12 protein-coding genes are annotated in these 14,673 nt (G+C 64.4%); 10 read left to right on the forward strand and 2 right to left on the reverse strand.

All coding sequences use genetic code 11. The features are described from left to right. The first annotated feature begins 33 nt into the window (after window positions 1–33). The 5 genes from C4K27_RS28400 (at window position 34) to rarD (ending at window position 5,828) form a co-directional block, all read left to right on the forward strand. Entirely contained in the window at window positions 34–774 is a 741-nt protein-coding gene (locus C4K27_RS28400) for a ComFC family protein (protein WP_053262901.1), read from the forward strand. 64 nt (window positions 775–838) lie between these two features. After that, window positions 839–1,603, forward strand: coding sequence for a TOBE domain-containing protein (locus C4K27_RS28405; RefSeq protein ID WP_053262902.1), 765 nt, complete (start codon window positions 839–841; stop codon window positions 1,601–1,603). Window positions 1,604–1,694: 91 nt separating this feature from the next. Continuing rightward, the gene (locus C4K27_RS28410) at window positions 1,695–3,596 is read left to right on the forward strand and encodes a PhoX family protein (RefSeq protein WP_053262903.1); all 1,902 of its coding nucleotides are present in this window, start codon (window positions 1,695–1,697) and stop codon (window positions 3,594–3,596) included. A gap of 148 nt (window positions 3,597–3,744) precedes the next feature. After that, window positions 3,745–4,719 (forward strand): serine/threonine protein kinase, encoded by a 975-nt coding sequence (locus C4K27_RS28415; RefSeq protein ID WP_007926057.1) that lies wholly within the window; start codon window positions 3,745–3,747, stop codon window positions 4,717–4,719. A gap of 221 nt (window positions 4,720–4,940) precedes the next feature. Next, window positions 4,941–5,828: an EamA family transporter RarD gene (rarD, locus tag C4K27_RS28420; RefSeq protein WP_053262904.1), complete on the forward strand. Its 888-nt coding sequence runs from the start codon at window positions 4,941–4,943 to the stop codon at window positions 5,826–5,828. 225 nt (window positions 5,829–6,053) lie between these two features. On the opposite strand, the gene C4K27_RS28425 is transcribed toward rarD, so the two are convergent. After that, window positions 6,054–6,572, reverse strand: a complete 519-nt coding sequence (locus C4K27_RS28425) for a glycine cleavage system transcriptional repressor (RefSeq protein WP_007926052.1) — start codon at window positions 6,570–6,572, stop codon at window positions 6,054–6,056. Window positions 6,573–7,122: 550 nt separating this feature from the next. Here C4K27_RS28425 and C4K27_RS28430 point away from each other — a divergent pair. After that, window positions 7,123–9,300, forward strand: a complete 2,178-nt coding sequence (locus C4K27_RS28430) for a malate synthase G (RefSeq protein ID WP_009045921.1) — start codon at window positions 7,123–7,125, stop codon at window positions 9,298–9,300. A gap of 113 nt (window positions 9,301–9,413) precedes the next feature. Here the strand turns inward: C4K27_RS28430 and C4K27_RS28435 are convergent, their stop codons facing one another. Beyond that, entirely contained in the window at window positions 9,414–9,860 is a 447-nt protein-coding gene (locus tag C4K27_RS28435; protein ID WP_009045922.1) for a response regulator, read from the reverse strand. A gap of 253 nt (window positions 9,861–10,113) precedes the next feature. Here C4K27_RS28435 and C4K27_RS28440 point away from each other — a divergent pair, with 253 nt between their 5' ends. The 4 genes from C4K27_RS28440 to C4K27_RS28455 all read left to right on the forward strand — a co-directional run bounded on the left by C4K27_RS28440 (window position 10,114) and on the right by C4K27_RS28455 (window position 14,535). After that, entirely contained in the window at window positions 10,114–12,054 is a 1,941-nt protein-coding gene (locus C4K27_RS28440) for a putative nucleotidyltransferase substrate binding domain-containing protein (protein ID WP_053262905.1), read from the forward strand. Beyond that, on the forward strand, window positions 12,051–12,758 hold the full coding sequence (locus C4K27_RS28445) for a 3'-5' exonuclease (RefSeq protein WP_053262906.1): 708 nt from the start codon (window positions 12,051–12,053) through the stop codon (window positions 12,756–12,758). The genes C4K27_RS28440 and C4K27_RS28445 overlap by 4 nt, the downstream gene beginning before the upstream one ends. A 275-nt stretch (window positions 12,759–13,033) precedes the next feature. After that, entirely contained in the window at window positions 13,034–13,552 is a 519-nt protein-coding gene (locus tag C4K27_RS28450; protein WP_053262907.1) for an RNA polymerase sigma factor, read from the forward strand. Further along, window positions 13,549–14,535, forward strand: a complete 987-nt coding sequence (locus tag C4K27_RS28455; RefSeq protein ID WP_053262908.1) for a FecR domain-containing protein — start codon at window positions 13,549–13,551, stop codon at window positions 14,533–14,535. Before C4K27_RS28450 ends, C4K27_RS28455 begins: the two co-directional genes overlap by 4 nt. The last annotated feature ends 138 nt before the right edge of the window (window positions 14,536–14,673 follow it).

A 14,673-nucleotide genomic window follows, 5' to 3' on the forward strand; every position in this document is an offset into this window, starting at 1 on the left:
GACACGGATGTTGGGCATATTTAAGGAAGCGCCATGCAGTGTCAACCACATTACCAAGGACCGGTTTACATCTGGTTAAAAAACAAACAAACCTGTTTGCTCTGCGACGAGCCGACCGACACGCCCCAAGCCATTTGTACCGCCTGCGAAACCGAACTGCCGTGGCTCGGCGATCATTGCCAGGTGTGCGCCCTGCCCCTGCCCGCGGCCGGCCTGACCTGCGGCCAGTGCCTCAAGCGACCGCCCGCCTTCGCCCAGGTGGTGGCGCCTTGGCGTTATGGCTTTCCGGTCGACAGCCTGGTCAGCCGTTTCAAGCACAACGGCAAATGGCCCTTTGGCCGTCTTTTGGCCGAACTTCTCGCGCAATCGCTGCAACATCGCTTTGCCGAGGACCTGGCGCAACCCGACGCCCTGCTGCCGGTGCCCCTGGCCCGCAAGCGCCTGCGCCAGCGCGGCTATAACCAGGCGGCGATGCTCGCGCGCTGGCTGGGCGAGATCCTGCAAATCCCCTGTGACGAAACCTCGTTGCAGCGCACCCAGGACACGCCATCGCAGCAGGGTCTGGATGCCAGGGCGCGGCACCGCAACCTGCACCACGCCTTCGCCCTGCTGCCCGAGGCGGCGGTCCATGGCCGGCACCTGGCGCTGGTGGACGACGTGCTCACCACCGGCGCGACCGCCCACGCCCTGGCGCGGCTGCTGCTCAAGGCCGGGGCGCGGCGGGTAGACGTCTATTGCCTGGCACGCACGCCAAAACCCGGCGAGCCCGACTGAACTTGACTCTCGGCCCTCAAGCCGCAAACTCCCTTTCCATTCCCAGCGTTCAAAGCGTTCAGCCATGCCCTTGCCCACCTTGTTGACCCAGCACATCGCCCGTCGCCCGCAGCGCATTGCCCTGCTGCAGCACATCGCCGAACAGGGCTCGATCACCCGTGCCGCGAAAAGCGCCGGCCTGAGTTACAAGGCGGCCTGGGACGCCATCGACGAGTTGAACAACCTGGCGCAAAAGCCCCTGGTCGAACGCAGTGTCGGCGGCAAAGGCGGCGGTGGCGCCAGGCTCTCCGTCGAAGGCGAACGGGTGCTGCGCCTCTACCAACGCTTGCAGGCCTTGCAGGCCCAGGTGCTGGAAGCCGCCGAAGACGCCGCCGACCTCGATCTGCTGGGGCGCCTGATGCTCCGCACCAGCGCCCGCAACCAGCTGCATGGCACGGTGCTGGCGATCGAAGCGCAGGGGCGCAACGATCTGATACGACTGGCGCTCGCAGAAGACCTGGCGATCCAGGCGCAGATCACCCATGACAGCACCCTGCACCTGGAACTGGAGCCCGGCACAGGCGTCGTGGCGTTGATCAAGGCCGGCTGGCTGGAATTGCTGGCCATCGATCAACCCGCAACACCCGGACACAATTGTCTGCAGGGCACCCTGGAAGCGATCCTCGACGCCGAAGACGGCCCCAGCGAAATCAGAATCGCCCTGCCCAGCGGCCAGACGCTCTGTGCCCTGGCCGAACCGCTGCACCTGCGACACCTTGGCTTGAGCGCCGGCCAGCCGGTACGGGTGCAGTTCTCGCCGTCCAACGTGCTGCTCGGCACGCCGCTCTAGGTTTCTATCGCCGCGCAATGCTTGCGGCGCTGCAACATGTTCGTCATCGACGCTGATTAAGGTGGCTGCAAAACCCTGCAGGAAGCCTGTGATGAGCCTATTAGAAGAAGACCAACCTACCGACCTCGAAAAGATGGTCGGCCTCAGCCGCCGTAGTTTCATCAGCGCCGGCGCCCTGTGCGGCGCGGCCATGTTCCTCGGTGGCAACCTGCTGAGCCGCAGCGTGCTGGCTGCCAGCGTCAGCGCCGGTTCCAGCAAGCTGCTGGGCTTTGAAGGCATTGCCGCCGCCACCAGCGACACCATCACCCTGCCGCCGGGCTACAAGTCTTCGGTGCTGATCAGCTGGGGCCAGCCCCTGCAGAAGAATGGCCCGGCGTTCGACCCGAGTGGCAATGGCACCGCCGCGGCCCAGGAGGTCCAGTTCGGTGACAACAACGACGGCATGAGCCTGTTCGCCTTCCCGGACGACAAGAATCGCGCACTGATGGCGATCAACAACGAATACACCAACTACCGCTACCTCTACCCCCACGGCGGCATGCCGCAGTCGGCGGAAGACGTGCGCAAGGCCCTGGCCAGCGAAGGCGTGTCGGTGATCGAAGTGCAGCGCCGCAGCGGCCAATGGCAGTTCGTCCAGGGCTCGCGCTACAACCGGCGCATCCACGGCAACGCGCCGATTCGCCTGAGCGGCCCGGCCGCCGGCCACGCGCTGATGAAAACCAGCGCCGACAAGAGCGGCCGCAAAGTCCTCGGCACCTTCCAGAACTGCGCCAACGGCAAGACGCCATGGGGCACCTACCTGACCTGTGAAGAGAACTTCACCGACTGCTTCGGCAGCAGCAACGCCCAGCAGACCTTCGATGCCGCGCAGAAACGCTATGGCGCCTCGGCGAGCAGCCGCGACATCAACTGGCATCAGTTCGACCCGCGCTTCGACCTGGCGAAAAACCCCAACGAACTCAACCGTCACGGCTGGGTCGTGGAGATCGACCCGTTCGACCCGCAGTCCAAACCGATCAAGCGCACCGCCCTGGGCCGCTTCAAACATGAAAACGCCGCCCTGGCCGAAACCCGCGACGGACGCGCCGTGGTCTACATGGGCGACGACGAGCGTGGCGAGTTCATCTACAAGTTCGTCAGCCGCGACCGCATCAACCACCGCAACCCCAAGGCCAACCGCGACCTGCTGGACCACGGCACCCTGTACGTGGCGATCTTCGACAATGGCGACGGCAACCCGGACCACCCGAAAGGCAAGGGCAAATGGGTCGAGCTGAGCCATGGCAAGAACGGCATCGACGCCAGCAGCGGTTTCGCCGACCAGGCCGAAGTGCTGATCCACGCCCGCCTCGCGGCCAGCGTGGTCAAGGCCACCCGCATGGACCGCCCGGAATGGATCGTGGTCAGCCCGAAGGACGGCCAGGTCTACTGCACCTTGACCAACAACTCCAAACGTGGCGAAGACGGCCAGCCAGTGGGCGGCCCGAACCCGCGGGAGAAAAACGTCTACGGGCAGATCCTGCGCTGGCAGACCGCCCGTGGCGACCACGGCTCGATGGACTTCACCTGGGATCTGTTCGTGGTCGCCGGCAACCCGGCCGTGCATGCCGGCCAGCCCAAAGGCGGTTCGTCGAACATCACCCCGCAGAACATGTTCAACAGCCCAGACGGCCTGGGTTTCGACAAGGCCGGCCGGTTGTGGATCCTCACCGACGGCGACTCCAGCAACACTGGCGACTTCGCCGGCATGGGCAACAATCAGATGCTCTGCGCCGACCCGGACACCGGTGAAATCCGTCGCTTCATGGTCGGGCCGGTGGGCTGCGAAGTCACTGGCATCACCTTCTCGCCGGATCAGCGGAGCCTGTTCGTGGGCATCCAGCACCCGGGCGAGAACGGCGGTTCGACCTTCCCCGAGCACCTGCCCAACGGCAAGCCGCGTTCCTCGGTGATGGTGATCACCCGGGAAGACGGCGGTATCGTCGGCGCCTGATAGACTGCTTCGCGGGCAAGCCTTGCTCCTACAGATCCGTGTAGGGGCGAGCTTGCCCGCGATAGCGCCCTCACAGTCACCACCTGTCATCCTTCGTGCGCTACCATGCTTGGCCGGACGCAGCAGCCTGCTGCGCGCAGGAGTCAGCATGTCTCACCCGTTCGAAACCCTTACCCCTGATCTAGTCCTCGATGCCGTCGAAAGCATCGGTTTTCTCAGCGACGCCCGTGTCCTGGCACTCAACAGTTACGAAAACCGTGTCTACCAGGTCGGCATCGAAGACAGCGAGCCGCTGATCGCCAAGTTCTACCGCCCGCAGCGCTGGACCAACGAGGCGATCCTCGAAGAACACCGCTTCACCTTCGAACTCGCCGAGTGCGAAGTGCCGGTGGTGGCGCCGCTGATTCACCAGGGCGAAAGCCTGTTCGAACATGAAGGCTTCCGCTTTACCCTGTTCCCACGCCGTGGCGGCCGGGCGCCGGAACCCGGCAACCTCGACCAGCTGTATCGCCTGGGGCAATTGCTCGGCCGCCTGCATGCGGTCGGCGCCACCCGCCCGTTCGAGCATCGCGAAGCGCTGGGAGTGAAGAACTTCGGCCACGATTCGCTGACCACTCTGCTGGAAGGCGACTTCGTGCCCAAGAGCCTGCTGCCGGCCTACGAGTCGGTGGCCCGCGACCTGCTCAAGCGAGTGGAAGAGGTCTACCAGGCCACGCCGCACCAGAACATCCGTATGCACGGCGACTGCCATCCCGGCAACATGATGTGCCGCGACGAGGTGTTCCATATCGTCGACCTCGACGACTGCCGCATGGGCCCGGCGGTGCAGGACCTGTGGATGATGCTCGCCGGCGATCGCCAGGAATGCCTGGGGCAGCTGTCGGAACTGATGGATGGCTACAGCGAGTTCCACGACTTCGACCCGCGCGAACTGGCATTGATCGAACCGCTGCGCGCCCTGCGCCTGATGCACTACAGCGCCTGGCTGGCCCGGCGCTGGGACGACCCGGCCTTCCCACGCAGCTTCCCCTGGTTCGGCAGCGAGCGTTATTGGGGCGACCAGGTGCTGGCGTTGCGCGAACAGCTTTCGGCGCTCAACGAAGAACCGCTGAAGCTGTTCTGACCCCAAGCCCTGATCCAACCTGTAGGAGCGACGCTTGCCCGCGATCAACACACCGCGCTGCACCAGACCTGCCGCGACGAGGCTATCGCGGGCAAGCCTCGCCCCCACAGACCCCGGATTGATCACAAAAGCCGGCAACCAGGATGACGCCGACAAAGACACGGCCTGACAAACCTCCTTACAATCCCCCTCTTTGTTAGCTGCCTAAGCAAGGATTCTGCATGCAAGCCGCCAACCCGCGTCGCGGGTACATCCTGGGCCTGAGTGCCTACATCATCTGGGGCCTGTTCCCGATCTACTTCAAAGCCATCGCCAACGTGCCCGCCGTGGAAATCATCATCCACCGAGTGCTCTGGTCCGCGCTGTTCGGCGCGCTGCTGCTGATGGTCTGGAAGCATCCCGGCTGGTGGCGCGAGTTGCGGGACAACCCCAGGCGCCTGGCGATCCTGGCCCTGAGCGGCACCCTGATCGCGGCCAACTGGCTGACCTATGTCTGGTCGGTGAACAACGGGCGCATGCTCGAAGCCAGCCTGGGTTACTACATCAACCCGCTGGTGAACGTGCTGCTGGGCATGCTGATCCTCGGTGAGCGGCTGCGGCGCATGCAGTGGCTCGCGGTGGGCCTGGCGGCGGTGGGCGTGGCGCAGCAAGTGTGGCAGGTCGGCAGCCTGCCCTGGGTTTCCCTGGTGCTGGCGCTGACCTTCGGTTTCTACGGGCTGATCCGCAAGCAGGCACCGGTCAAGGCGCTACCGGGGCTGGTGGTGGAAACCTGGATGCTGGTGCCGATCGCCCTCGCCTGGCTCTTGCTCAACCCCACCGCCTCCAGTGCCCAGGCAGCCTTCTGGACCAGCTCCGAAGCCTGGTGGCTGGTGGCGGCCGGTCCCGTCACCCTGGTGCCGCTGGTGTGCTTCAACGCCGCCGCCCGTCACCTGCCCTACACCACCCTGGGCTTCTTGCAGTACCTGGCGCCGACCCTGGTGCTGCTGCAGGCGGTACTGCTGTTCGGCGAACACCTGTCGTCGAGCACCCTGGTGGCGTTCATGTTTATCTGGGCCGGCCTGGCGGTGTACAGCGTGGATGCCTGGTTGAGCCTGCGCAAACGCAGCTGATCAATAAACGTACAAAGCTCTGCAGGCCACGGTTGGCGTGGCCTGCATCTATCCTTCCCAAGGTTATCCACAGCGTGATCCCCGCCGTTTGTGCACAAGCCCTTGAAACTGCTGGTTTTTTGATCAGACTCCGCAAAGCCTTGGCTGGCTTGGGCTGGCGCCAGGTCTCTACAGGTTATCCACAGGCGCATGCACGCTAAAACTGGATAACCCGCCCTTTCAGGTTCACACCTCGCTGCGCAGCACCAACTCCACCATCAAATCATCCGCCAGGGTTTCCAGGCGCGACTGCAAAACGTCGAGGGACAAAGTCAGCGGCACCGCCAGGATCGCTTCGGCGTGGAACAGCGGCTCGCTGCTCATGGGGGCCGGGCGCACTTCGGTCACCAGCCGCTCCAGGTTCACCCCCTGCTCGCTCAACAGGCGGGTGATGTCGCGCACAATGCCCGGCCGGTCGTTGCCCACCAGTTCCATGGCGATCGGCTTCCAGGTGCAGGACTGTTCGATACCGCTTTCGGCGATCAGCACCCGAATGCCCTGGGCCGCCAAGCCTTGCAGCGCGTCCACCAGCTCGTCATAGGCTTCGGCCGGCACGCCGACCCGCAGGATGCCGGCGAACTGCCCGGCCATCCGCGACATGCGGCTCTCCAGCCAGTTGCCGCCGTGCGCGGCGATGCATTGGGCGATGCGCTCGACCTGTCCGGGCTTGTCCGGGGCGAATACGGTGAGTACGAGGTGGTCCATGGCGCAACCCTCTGTCAGGACTTTTGTTGTAGAAGGTCAAGTATAGGCAAGCCGCAGGGTCGCCGCGGTCCAGCAGGAGCGACGCCTGCTTGCGACAAGAATCACCCGGCCGGCATCGTTGGGACTGTCAGGATGCCATCGCGAGCAAGCTTCGCGCCTACAAGGAAAAAAGGGGCTTGAGACAAATCGTGTACATGTTTTTAGAATTCTATGGAACAATCCGCAAGTTTTTTGAGAACATCCCGTTCCCCAGCGTGACCGTGCCGCGAACTTGAGTCGCGGAACGACGTATTTAGTCTAATTTTCACAACCGCAATTCATCATGTAGTATGCCGCAGCGCGCACTACATAACGTTGGATCGATGTCTGCCAAGGCGCAGTCGCAACCCTGAAAGCCCTGTCAGCAAGGCTCCGAGCCGTTGATTGGAACCATCCCAGCCGCCCGCGATGGCATGTACTGGTAGAGGGGTTTGTGGTTTAAATGGCCAGAGGCTTCATTGTCAATTTGAAGAGCTGAAAAGCGAAATAGCTGAGCAGAGTGAGGCAAGCAATGACTGAACACGTTCAAGTCGGTGGCCTGCAGGTCGCCAAAGTCCTGTTCGACTTCGTGAACAACGAAGCCATTCCCGGTACCGGCCTCACCGCCGACACGTTCTGGGCCGGCGCCGACAAGGTCATCCACGACCTGGCGCCGAAGAACAAAGCCCTACTCGCCAAACGCGACGATTTCCAGGCGCGTATCGATGCCTGGCACCAATCTCGTGCCGGCCAGGCCCACGACGCCGTGGCCTACAAAGCCTTCCTGCAAGACATCGGTTATCTGCTGCCAGAAGCGGCGGACTTCCAGGCCACGACGCAAAACGTCGATGACGAGATCGCCCGCATGGCCGGTCCGCAGCTGGTGGTCCCGGTGATGAATGCCCGCTTCGCCCTCAACGCCTCCAACGCCCGCTGGGGCTCGCTGTACGACGCTCTCTATGGCACCGACGCCATCAGCGAAGCCGACGGCGCGGAAAAAGGCAAAGGCTACAACAAGGTGCGCGGCGACAAAGTCATCGCCTTCGCCCGCGCCTTCCTCGACGAAGCCGCGCCATTGGCCGCCGGCTCCCATGTCGACTCCACCGGCTACAAGATCGTCGACGGCAAGCTGGTGGTCGCCCTCAAGGGTGGCAGCAACAGCGGCCTGCGCGACGACGCCCAGCTGATCGGCTACCACGGCGATGCCGCGGCCCCGACCGCGGTGCTGCTGAAACACAACGGCCTGCATTTCGAAATCCAGATCGACGCCAGCAGCCCGGTCGGCCAGACCGACGCCGCCGGCGTAAAAGACGTGCTGATGGAAGCCGCCCTGACCACCATCATGGACTGCGAAGACTCGGTCGCCGCCGTCGACGCCGACGACAAGGTGGTGATCTACCGCAACTGGCTCGGCCTGATGAAGGGCGACCTGGCCGAAGAAGTGGCCAAGGGCGGCAAGACCTTCACCCGCACCATGAACGCCGACCGCGAATACACCGCGCCCAACGGCGGCAGCGTGAAGCTGCACGGCCGTTCGCTGCTGTTCGTGCGTAACGTGGGTCACCTGATGACCATCGACGCGATCCTCGACAGCCAAGGCAACGAAGTGCCGGAAGGCATCCTCGATGGCCTGGTCACCAGCCTCGCGGCGATCCACAACCTCAACGGCAACACCTCGCGCACCAACAGCCGCACCGGCTCGGTGTACATCGTGAAGCCGAAGATGCACGGCCCGGAAGAAGCCGCGTTCACCAACGAGTTGTTCGGGCGCATCGAAGACGTGCTGGAACTGCCGCGCAACACCCTGAAAGTCGGGATCATGGACGAGGAGCGCCGCACCACGGTCAACCTCAAGGCCTGCATCAAGGCCGCCAGCGAGCGCGTGGTATTCATCAACACCGGCTTCCTCGACCGTACCGGCGACGAAATCCACACCTCCATGGAAGCCGGCGCCGTGGTGCGCAAGGCCGAGATGAAGGCCGCCAAGTGGATCGGCGCCTACGAGAACTGGAACGTCGATATCGGCCTGAGCACCGGTCTGCAAGGTCGTGCGCAGATCGGTAAAGGCATGTGGGCCATGCCGGACCTGATGGCCGCCATGCTCGAACAGAAAATCGCCCACCCGCTGGCCGGCGCCAACACTGCCTGGGTGCCCTCGCCCACCGCCGCGGCCCTGCACGCCCTGCACTACCACAAGGTCGACGTGTTCGCCCGCCAGGCCGAGTTGGCCAAGCGCGCCCGCGCCTCGGTGGACGACATCCTGACCATCCCGCTGGCCAGCAACACCAACTGGTCGGCCGAAGAGATCAAGAACGAACTGGACAACAACGCCCAGGGCATTCTCGGTTACGTGGTGCGCTGGATCGACCAGGGCGTCGGCTGCTCCAAGGTGCCGGACATCAACGATGTCGGCCTGATGGAAGACCGCGCCACCCTGCGTATTTCCAGCCAGCACATCGCCAACTGGCTGCGCCATGGCGTCGTCACCCAAGCCCAGGTCATGGAAAGCCTCAAGCGCATGGCGCCCGTGGTGGACCGGCAGAACGCCGGCGACACCCTGTACCGTCCGCTGGCACCGAACTTCGACAGCAACATCGCCTTCCAGGCGGCGGTCGAACTGGTGATCGAAGGCACCAAGCAACCGAACGGCTACACCGAGCCGGTGCTGCACCGTCGTCGTCGCGAGTTCAAGGCCCGCAACGGCCTGTGATCCTGCGTTGACGCGATAAAAGAAAAAGCCCTGGTCGCGAGACCAGGGCTTTTGTGTTTCTGCCGGGGAATCTTATCGCGAGCACGCTCGCTCCTACAGGGGACACCCTGCTCCTAGCGCACCACTCCCAGCTCATGCTTGACCAGCGCCAGCAGCTTGCCGGTGTCGATCGGCTTGAGCAGGAAGTCCACCACGCTCAGGTGCATGGCCGCGATGGCGTCACGCACATCGGCATCCCCGGAAATGATAATGATCGGCAACGCCGCCCGCTCCGATTCGCGCACCTGGCGTATCAGGTCCAGGCCGTTGCAGGGGGCCATGCGCAGGTCGGTGATCAGCAGTCCGATCGATTTGTTCGAGTTCAACAGTTCCAGTGCTGCCTTGCCACTGGCTGCGGTCATGCAGCGAATGCCATCCAGTCCGAGAATCTCCGACAGCAACTCACGGGCATCCTTGTCATCATCGGCGATCAACACGCGCTGGGGCGGCAGATCGGGCTCGAGCATCACGGCGTTCAACGCCTCGCGCTCGGCATCACTCAAAATATCGTGGTCGGACATGGCTTTCTCTACATATTCAAATCGATCCCCTAGCACAGTGGTCAGACATCGCTAAGCAGGCCTCCAATGTGCACTTCGTCGGATTTTTTTCCAAGAGGCCGGATAAGTACTTTTTTCACAGTTTTGACACCTGCTTGAAGCGAATTAACAGGTGCAGAGCCGCTACCTAGACTTACGTCCAATGGGCACCTGGCAGCGTGGGACCGACCATGACCGAAGACCCGACCACGACAAATCCAAAAAGACTGCGGTAATGGTTATGAGTAAAGCGGATGCCTTCACCCAGGCAGGGAAAACCGCGGTGTTGCAGAACATCCACGGCACGATGCAGTTTCTCCAGCGGTTCCCCCCCTTCAATCAGATGGAAAACGCTCACCTGGCGTACCTGGTCGAGCAATGCCAACTGCGTTTCTACGGCCCCGGCGAAAGCATCATCAAACCCGCCGACGGACCGGTCGAACACTTCTATATCGTCAAGCAGGGCCGGGTGGTCGGCGAGCGCCAGCACGCCCTCAAGGGCGGTACCGAAACCACCTTCGAGATCACCACAGGCGAGTGTTTCCCCCTCGCCGCGCTGCTGGGCGAGCGCGCCACCCGCACCGAACACCTGGCGGCCGAGGACACCTTCTGCCTGCAACTGAACAAGCCGGCCTTCATCAAGCTGTTCGCCCTTTGCGCGGTGTTTCGCGATTTCGCCCTGCGCGGCGTCAGCAGCCTGCTGGACCAGGTCAACCAGCAGGTCCAGCAAAAAGCCGTGGAAACCCTCGGCACCCAATACTCCCTCAACACCCGGCTGGGCGAACTGGCGATGCGCCACCCAGTGACCTGCAGCCCGTCCACCCCACTGCGCGAAGCCGTGAGCCTGATGCACGAACAGCAAGTCGGCAGCATCGTGGTGGTGGATGAACACAAGGCGCCGCTCGGCATCTTTACCCTGCGCGACCTGCGCCAGGTGGTGGCCGACGGCACCAGCGACTTCAACCAGAGCATCGAACGGCACATGACCCAGGCACCGTTCGCCCTCTCGCCGGACCACAGCGCCTTCGACGCCGCCATCGCCATGACCGAACGACACATCGCCCACGTCTGCCTGGTCAAAGAGCAGCGCCTGTGCGGCGTGGTTTCCGAGCGCGACCTGTTTTCCCTGCAACGGGTCGATCTGGTGCACCTGGCGCGGACCATCCGCAACGCGCCACGGATCGACAACCTGGTGGCGATTCGCGGCGAGATCGGCCAACTGGTGGAGCGCATGTTGGCCCACGGCGCGTCCTCGACCCAGATCACCCACATCATCACCCTGCTCAACGACCACACCGTGTGCCGGGTCATCGAACTGACCCTGGCCGACAAGGGCGACCCGGGCGTGCCGTTCAGCTGGCTGTGTTTCGGCAGCGAAGGCCGGCGCGAGCAAACCCTGCACACCGACCAGGACAACGGCATCCTGTTCGAAGCGCGCGACGCGGCCCATGCGGCAGAGACTCGCGGCAAGCTGCTGCCCCTGGCGCAACAGATCAACCAGAGCCTGGCGCTGTGCGGCTTCACCCTGTGCAAGGGCAACATCATGGCTGGCAACCCCGAGCTGTGCCTGTCCCGCGCCGAATGGGCACGGCGCTTCGCCGCCTTCATTCGCGAGGCCACGCCGGAGAACCTGCTGGGTTCGAGCATCTATTTCGACCTGCGGGTGGTCTGGGGCGACGAGCAAGGCTGTGCGCAACTGCGCCGCGGCATCCTCGACCAGGTCGGCGACAACCGCCTGTTCCAGCGCATGATGGCCGAGAACGCGCTGCGCCAGCGCCCGCCGGTGGGGCGTTTTCGCGAGTTCGTCCTGGCCAGGAAAAATGGCGAAAAAGCCACCCTCGACCTCAAGGTCCAGGGCCTCACCCCCTTCGTCGACGGTGCGCGCCTGCTGGCCCTGGCCAATGGCATCGATGCCAACAACACCCTGGAGCGCCTGCGCCAGCTGGTAGCCAGGGAAGTCATCGAAACCCTCGACGGCGCCGCGTATGAAGAGGCTTATCACTTCATCCAGCAGACCCGCATGCAACAGCACCAATTGCAGACCCGGCAGAACCTGCCCTACTCCAACCGCGTCGACCCGGACAGCCTCAACCACCTGGACCGTCGGATCCTGCGCGAGTCGCTGCGCCAGGCCCAGCGCCTGCAAAGCAGCCTGGCGCTGAGGTATCAGCTATGAGCCTGTTCGCCTGGTTGCGCCCGGCCAGCGCGGCACTCAGCGCCGAACAGCAACAACGCCGCGAGGGCCTGCCCGTCGCCCCGGCGCTGGGCGAATGCAGCCTGCGCGAACAGCGCTGGGTGGTGCTGGACCTGGAAACCAGCGGGCTCAACCTCAATCGCGACCAGGTGCTGTCCATTGGCGCGGTGGTGATAGAAGACGGCGCCATCGACTTCAGCCAACAGTTCGAGCGCACCTTGCAGCGTACCGATCACAAGCTCAGCCCCAGCGTGCTGATTCACGGTCTTGGCCCTAGCGCGATCGCCGCCGGCAGCGACCCGGTGGAAGCCTTGCTGGATTTCATGGCGTTCGTCGGCGACAGCCCGCTGCTGGCCTTCCATGCGCCGTTCGACCAGCACATGCTCGGCCGGGCGCTGAAGGACAGCCTGGGTTATCGCCTGCAGCATCCGTTCCTCGACGTCGCCGAAATGGCCCCGCTGCTCTGCCCCCAGGCGCATATCCGCGAAGCCGGGCTGGATGACTGGATGGGCTACTTCAAGCTGCACGCCGGCGAACGCCACCATGCCGCCGCCGACGCCCTGGCCACCGCCGAGCTGGCGCTGATCCTGTTCAGCCGCGCCCGCCAGCAGCAGATCCACAGCCCGCTGAACCTGCAACAGCGGCTCAGCCAATGGAAACGTCGGCAGCAGAGCCACTCCTTCTGACCCTGTAGCCGCTGCCGAGCCCTGCGAGGCTGCGATCGAGCGCATAGCGGTCGCCGGCCGGGGGCAACGCGCTCTGCCAGACACACTGCAAGCCCAGGCTTTGCGGCAACTGCGTTGCCGGTCGCAGCCTCGCGTTGCTCGGCAGCGGCTACAGGTATCGACCCGCAAATATTGGCTGCGCCCCCGCCGACCGGCGCCCATTGCGCGGCTCTTTGCGCCCTGCCACAATCGCGAATAATTCTCGTTAGTTTCAACTTCTCGATTGGGATACCCAGGTGCCGTCAGCCCAAAGCCCCCACAGTGACCTCGTTGGTGCGTTGTATCGCGACCATCGCGGCTGGCTGCTGGCCTGGCTGCGGCGCAACGTGGCCTGCCCACAACGGGCCGAGGACCTGAGCCAGGACACCTTCGTCCGCCTGCTGGGCCGCGACGAACTGAAAGCCCCACGCGAGCCGCGGGCGTTCCTGGTGGCCATCGCCAAGGGCCTGCTGTTCGACTACTTCCGCCGCGCCGCGCTGGAGCAGGCCTACCTCACCGAACTGATGCTGATCCCGGAAGAGGAACAACCCTCACCGGAAGAACAGCAATCGATCCTCGAAGACCTCAAGGCCATCGACCGCCTGCTGGGCAAGCTGTCGAGCAAGGCCCGCGCCGCTTTCCTCTATAACCGCCTCGACGGCCTCGGCCACGCCGAAATCGCCGAACGCCTCGGCGTGTCCGTGCCGCGGGTCAGGCAGTACCTGGGCCAGGGCATTCGCCAGTGCTACGTCGCCCTGTACGGTGAGCCGGCATGAGCCCGCTCAACGCCAAACCGGTGTCCGCCCGGGTGCTGGACGCGGCGATTGCCTGGCAGTTGTCGCTGGATTCCGGCGAGGGCAATCCGATGGCCCGCGAAGAATTCGCCAAATGGCACGCCGCCGATGAAGAACACGCCCGCGCCTGGCGCCAGCTGGGCATGCTCGACCAGCGTTTCAGCGTCGCCAGCGGCCCGGCCCGCAGCGCCCTGCTGCAATCGCGGGACGGCCTCCGCCGTCGTATGCGCAAGCTCGGCAGTGGGCTGGCCAGCGTCGCCCTGCTGCTGGGCCTGGCCTTGTTCGCCGGCGAACGTTACGGCCAGTTGGATTACTGGCTCGCCGACCAGCGCACCGCCACCGGCGAGCAGCGCACCCTGCGCCTGGCCGACGGCACCGTGATCAACCTCAATACCCACAGCGCCGTGGATGTGCGTTTCGACGAAAAGCAGCGGCGCATCGTGTTGCAGGAAGGCGAGATCCTGGTCGAGACCGGCCACAACGACGCCCGGCCCTTTATCGTCGAAACCCGCGAAGGCCATATGCGCGCGCTGGGCACGCGGTTCCTGGTCAAGCGCGAGGAACAGGGCACGCGCCTGAGCGTGCTGCAATCGGCCGTGGCCGCGCGGCCGGAATCCAGCCAGGACGAGCAGATCCTCAAGGAAGGCCAGCAGGTGCTGATACGCCGCGACGGCCTCGGCCCGCTGCTGGCCCTGAACCCCGGCGCCGACGCCTGGACCCGCGGCATGCTGGTGGTGGACAACGCGCGCCTGGCGGACCTGGTCAGCGAGCTGGGGCGCTATCGCCGCGGCCATCTGGGGGTGGCCGACGAGGTGGCCGACCTGCGCATCACCGGCAGCTTCCCGCTGCACGACACCGACCTGGCCCTGAGCGCGCTGCTGCCGACGCTGCCCGTGGCCATCGAGCGGCATACGCCCTGGTGGGTGACGTTGGTGGCGCGGGCCGAGAACAAGGCCAAGCCCTAGGCGGCACGATTTTTATCGCGAGCAAGCTCGCTCCTACAGGAACGGCGGCGCCCTGTAGGAGCGAGCTTGCTCGCGAAAACTCCAACTGACGCCGCCTGCCCCAACCTGAGATATCCCTCTTATTTTCGTGATTCGAAA

This window comes from Pseudomonas chlororaphis subsp. chlororaphis (assembly GCF_003945765.1).
Classification (GTDB): Bacteria; Pseudomonadota; Gammaproteobacteria; order Pseudomonadales; family Pseudomonadaceae; genus Aquipseudomonas; species Aquipseudomonas chlororaphis.

Coding starts and splice junctions, on each gene's coding strand:
- C4K27_RS28430 (WP_009045921.1), top strand. CDS start 7,123: ATGACTGAACACGTTCAAGTCGGTGGCCTGCAGGTCGCCAAAGTCCTG.
- C4K27_RS28435 (WP_009045922.1), bottom strand. CDS start 9,860: ATGTCCGACCACGATATTTTGAGTGATGCCGAGCGCGAGGCGTTGAAC.
- rarD (WP_053262904.1), top strand. CDS start 4,941: ATGCAAGCCGCCAACCCGCGTCGCGGGTACATCCTGGGCCTGAGTGCC.
- C4K27_RS28405 (WP_053262902.1), top strand. CDS start 839: ATGCCCTTGCCCACCTTGTTGACCCAGCACATCGCCCGTCGCCCGCAG.
- C4K27_RS28425 (WP_007926052.1), bottom strand. CDS start 6,572: ATGGACCACCTCGTACTCACCGTATTCGCCCCGGACAAGCCCGGACAG.
- C4K27_RS28455 (WP_053262908.1), top strand. CDS start 13,549: ATGAGCCCGCTCAACGCCAAACCGGTGTCCGCCCGGGTGCTGGACGCG.
- C4K27_RS28440 (WP_053262905.1), top strand. CDS start 10,114: ATGGTTATGAGTAAAGCGGATGCCTTCACCCAGGCAGGGAAAACCGCG.
- C4K27_RS28415 (WP_007926057.1), top strand. CDS start 3,745: ATGTCTCACCCGTTCGAAACCCTTACCCCTGATCTAGTCCTCGATGCC.
- C4K27_RS28400 (WP_053262901.1), top strand. CDS start 34: ATGCAGTGTCAACCACATTACCAAGGACCGGTTTACATCTGGTTAAAA.
- C4K27_RS28445 (WP_053262906.1), top strand. CDS start 12,051: ATGAGCCTGTTCGCCTGGTTGCGCCCGGCCAGCGCGGCACTCAGCGCC.
- C4K27_RS28410 (WP_053262903.1), top strand. CDS start 1,695: ATGAGCCTATTAGAAGAAGACCAACCTACCGACCTCGAAAAGATGGTC.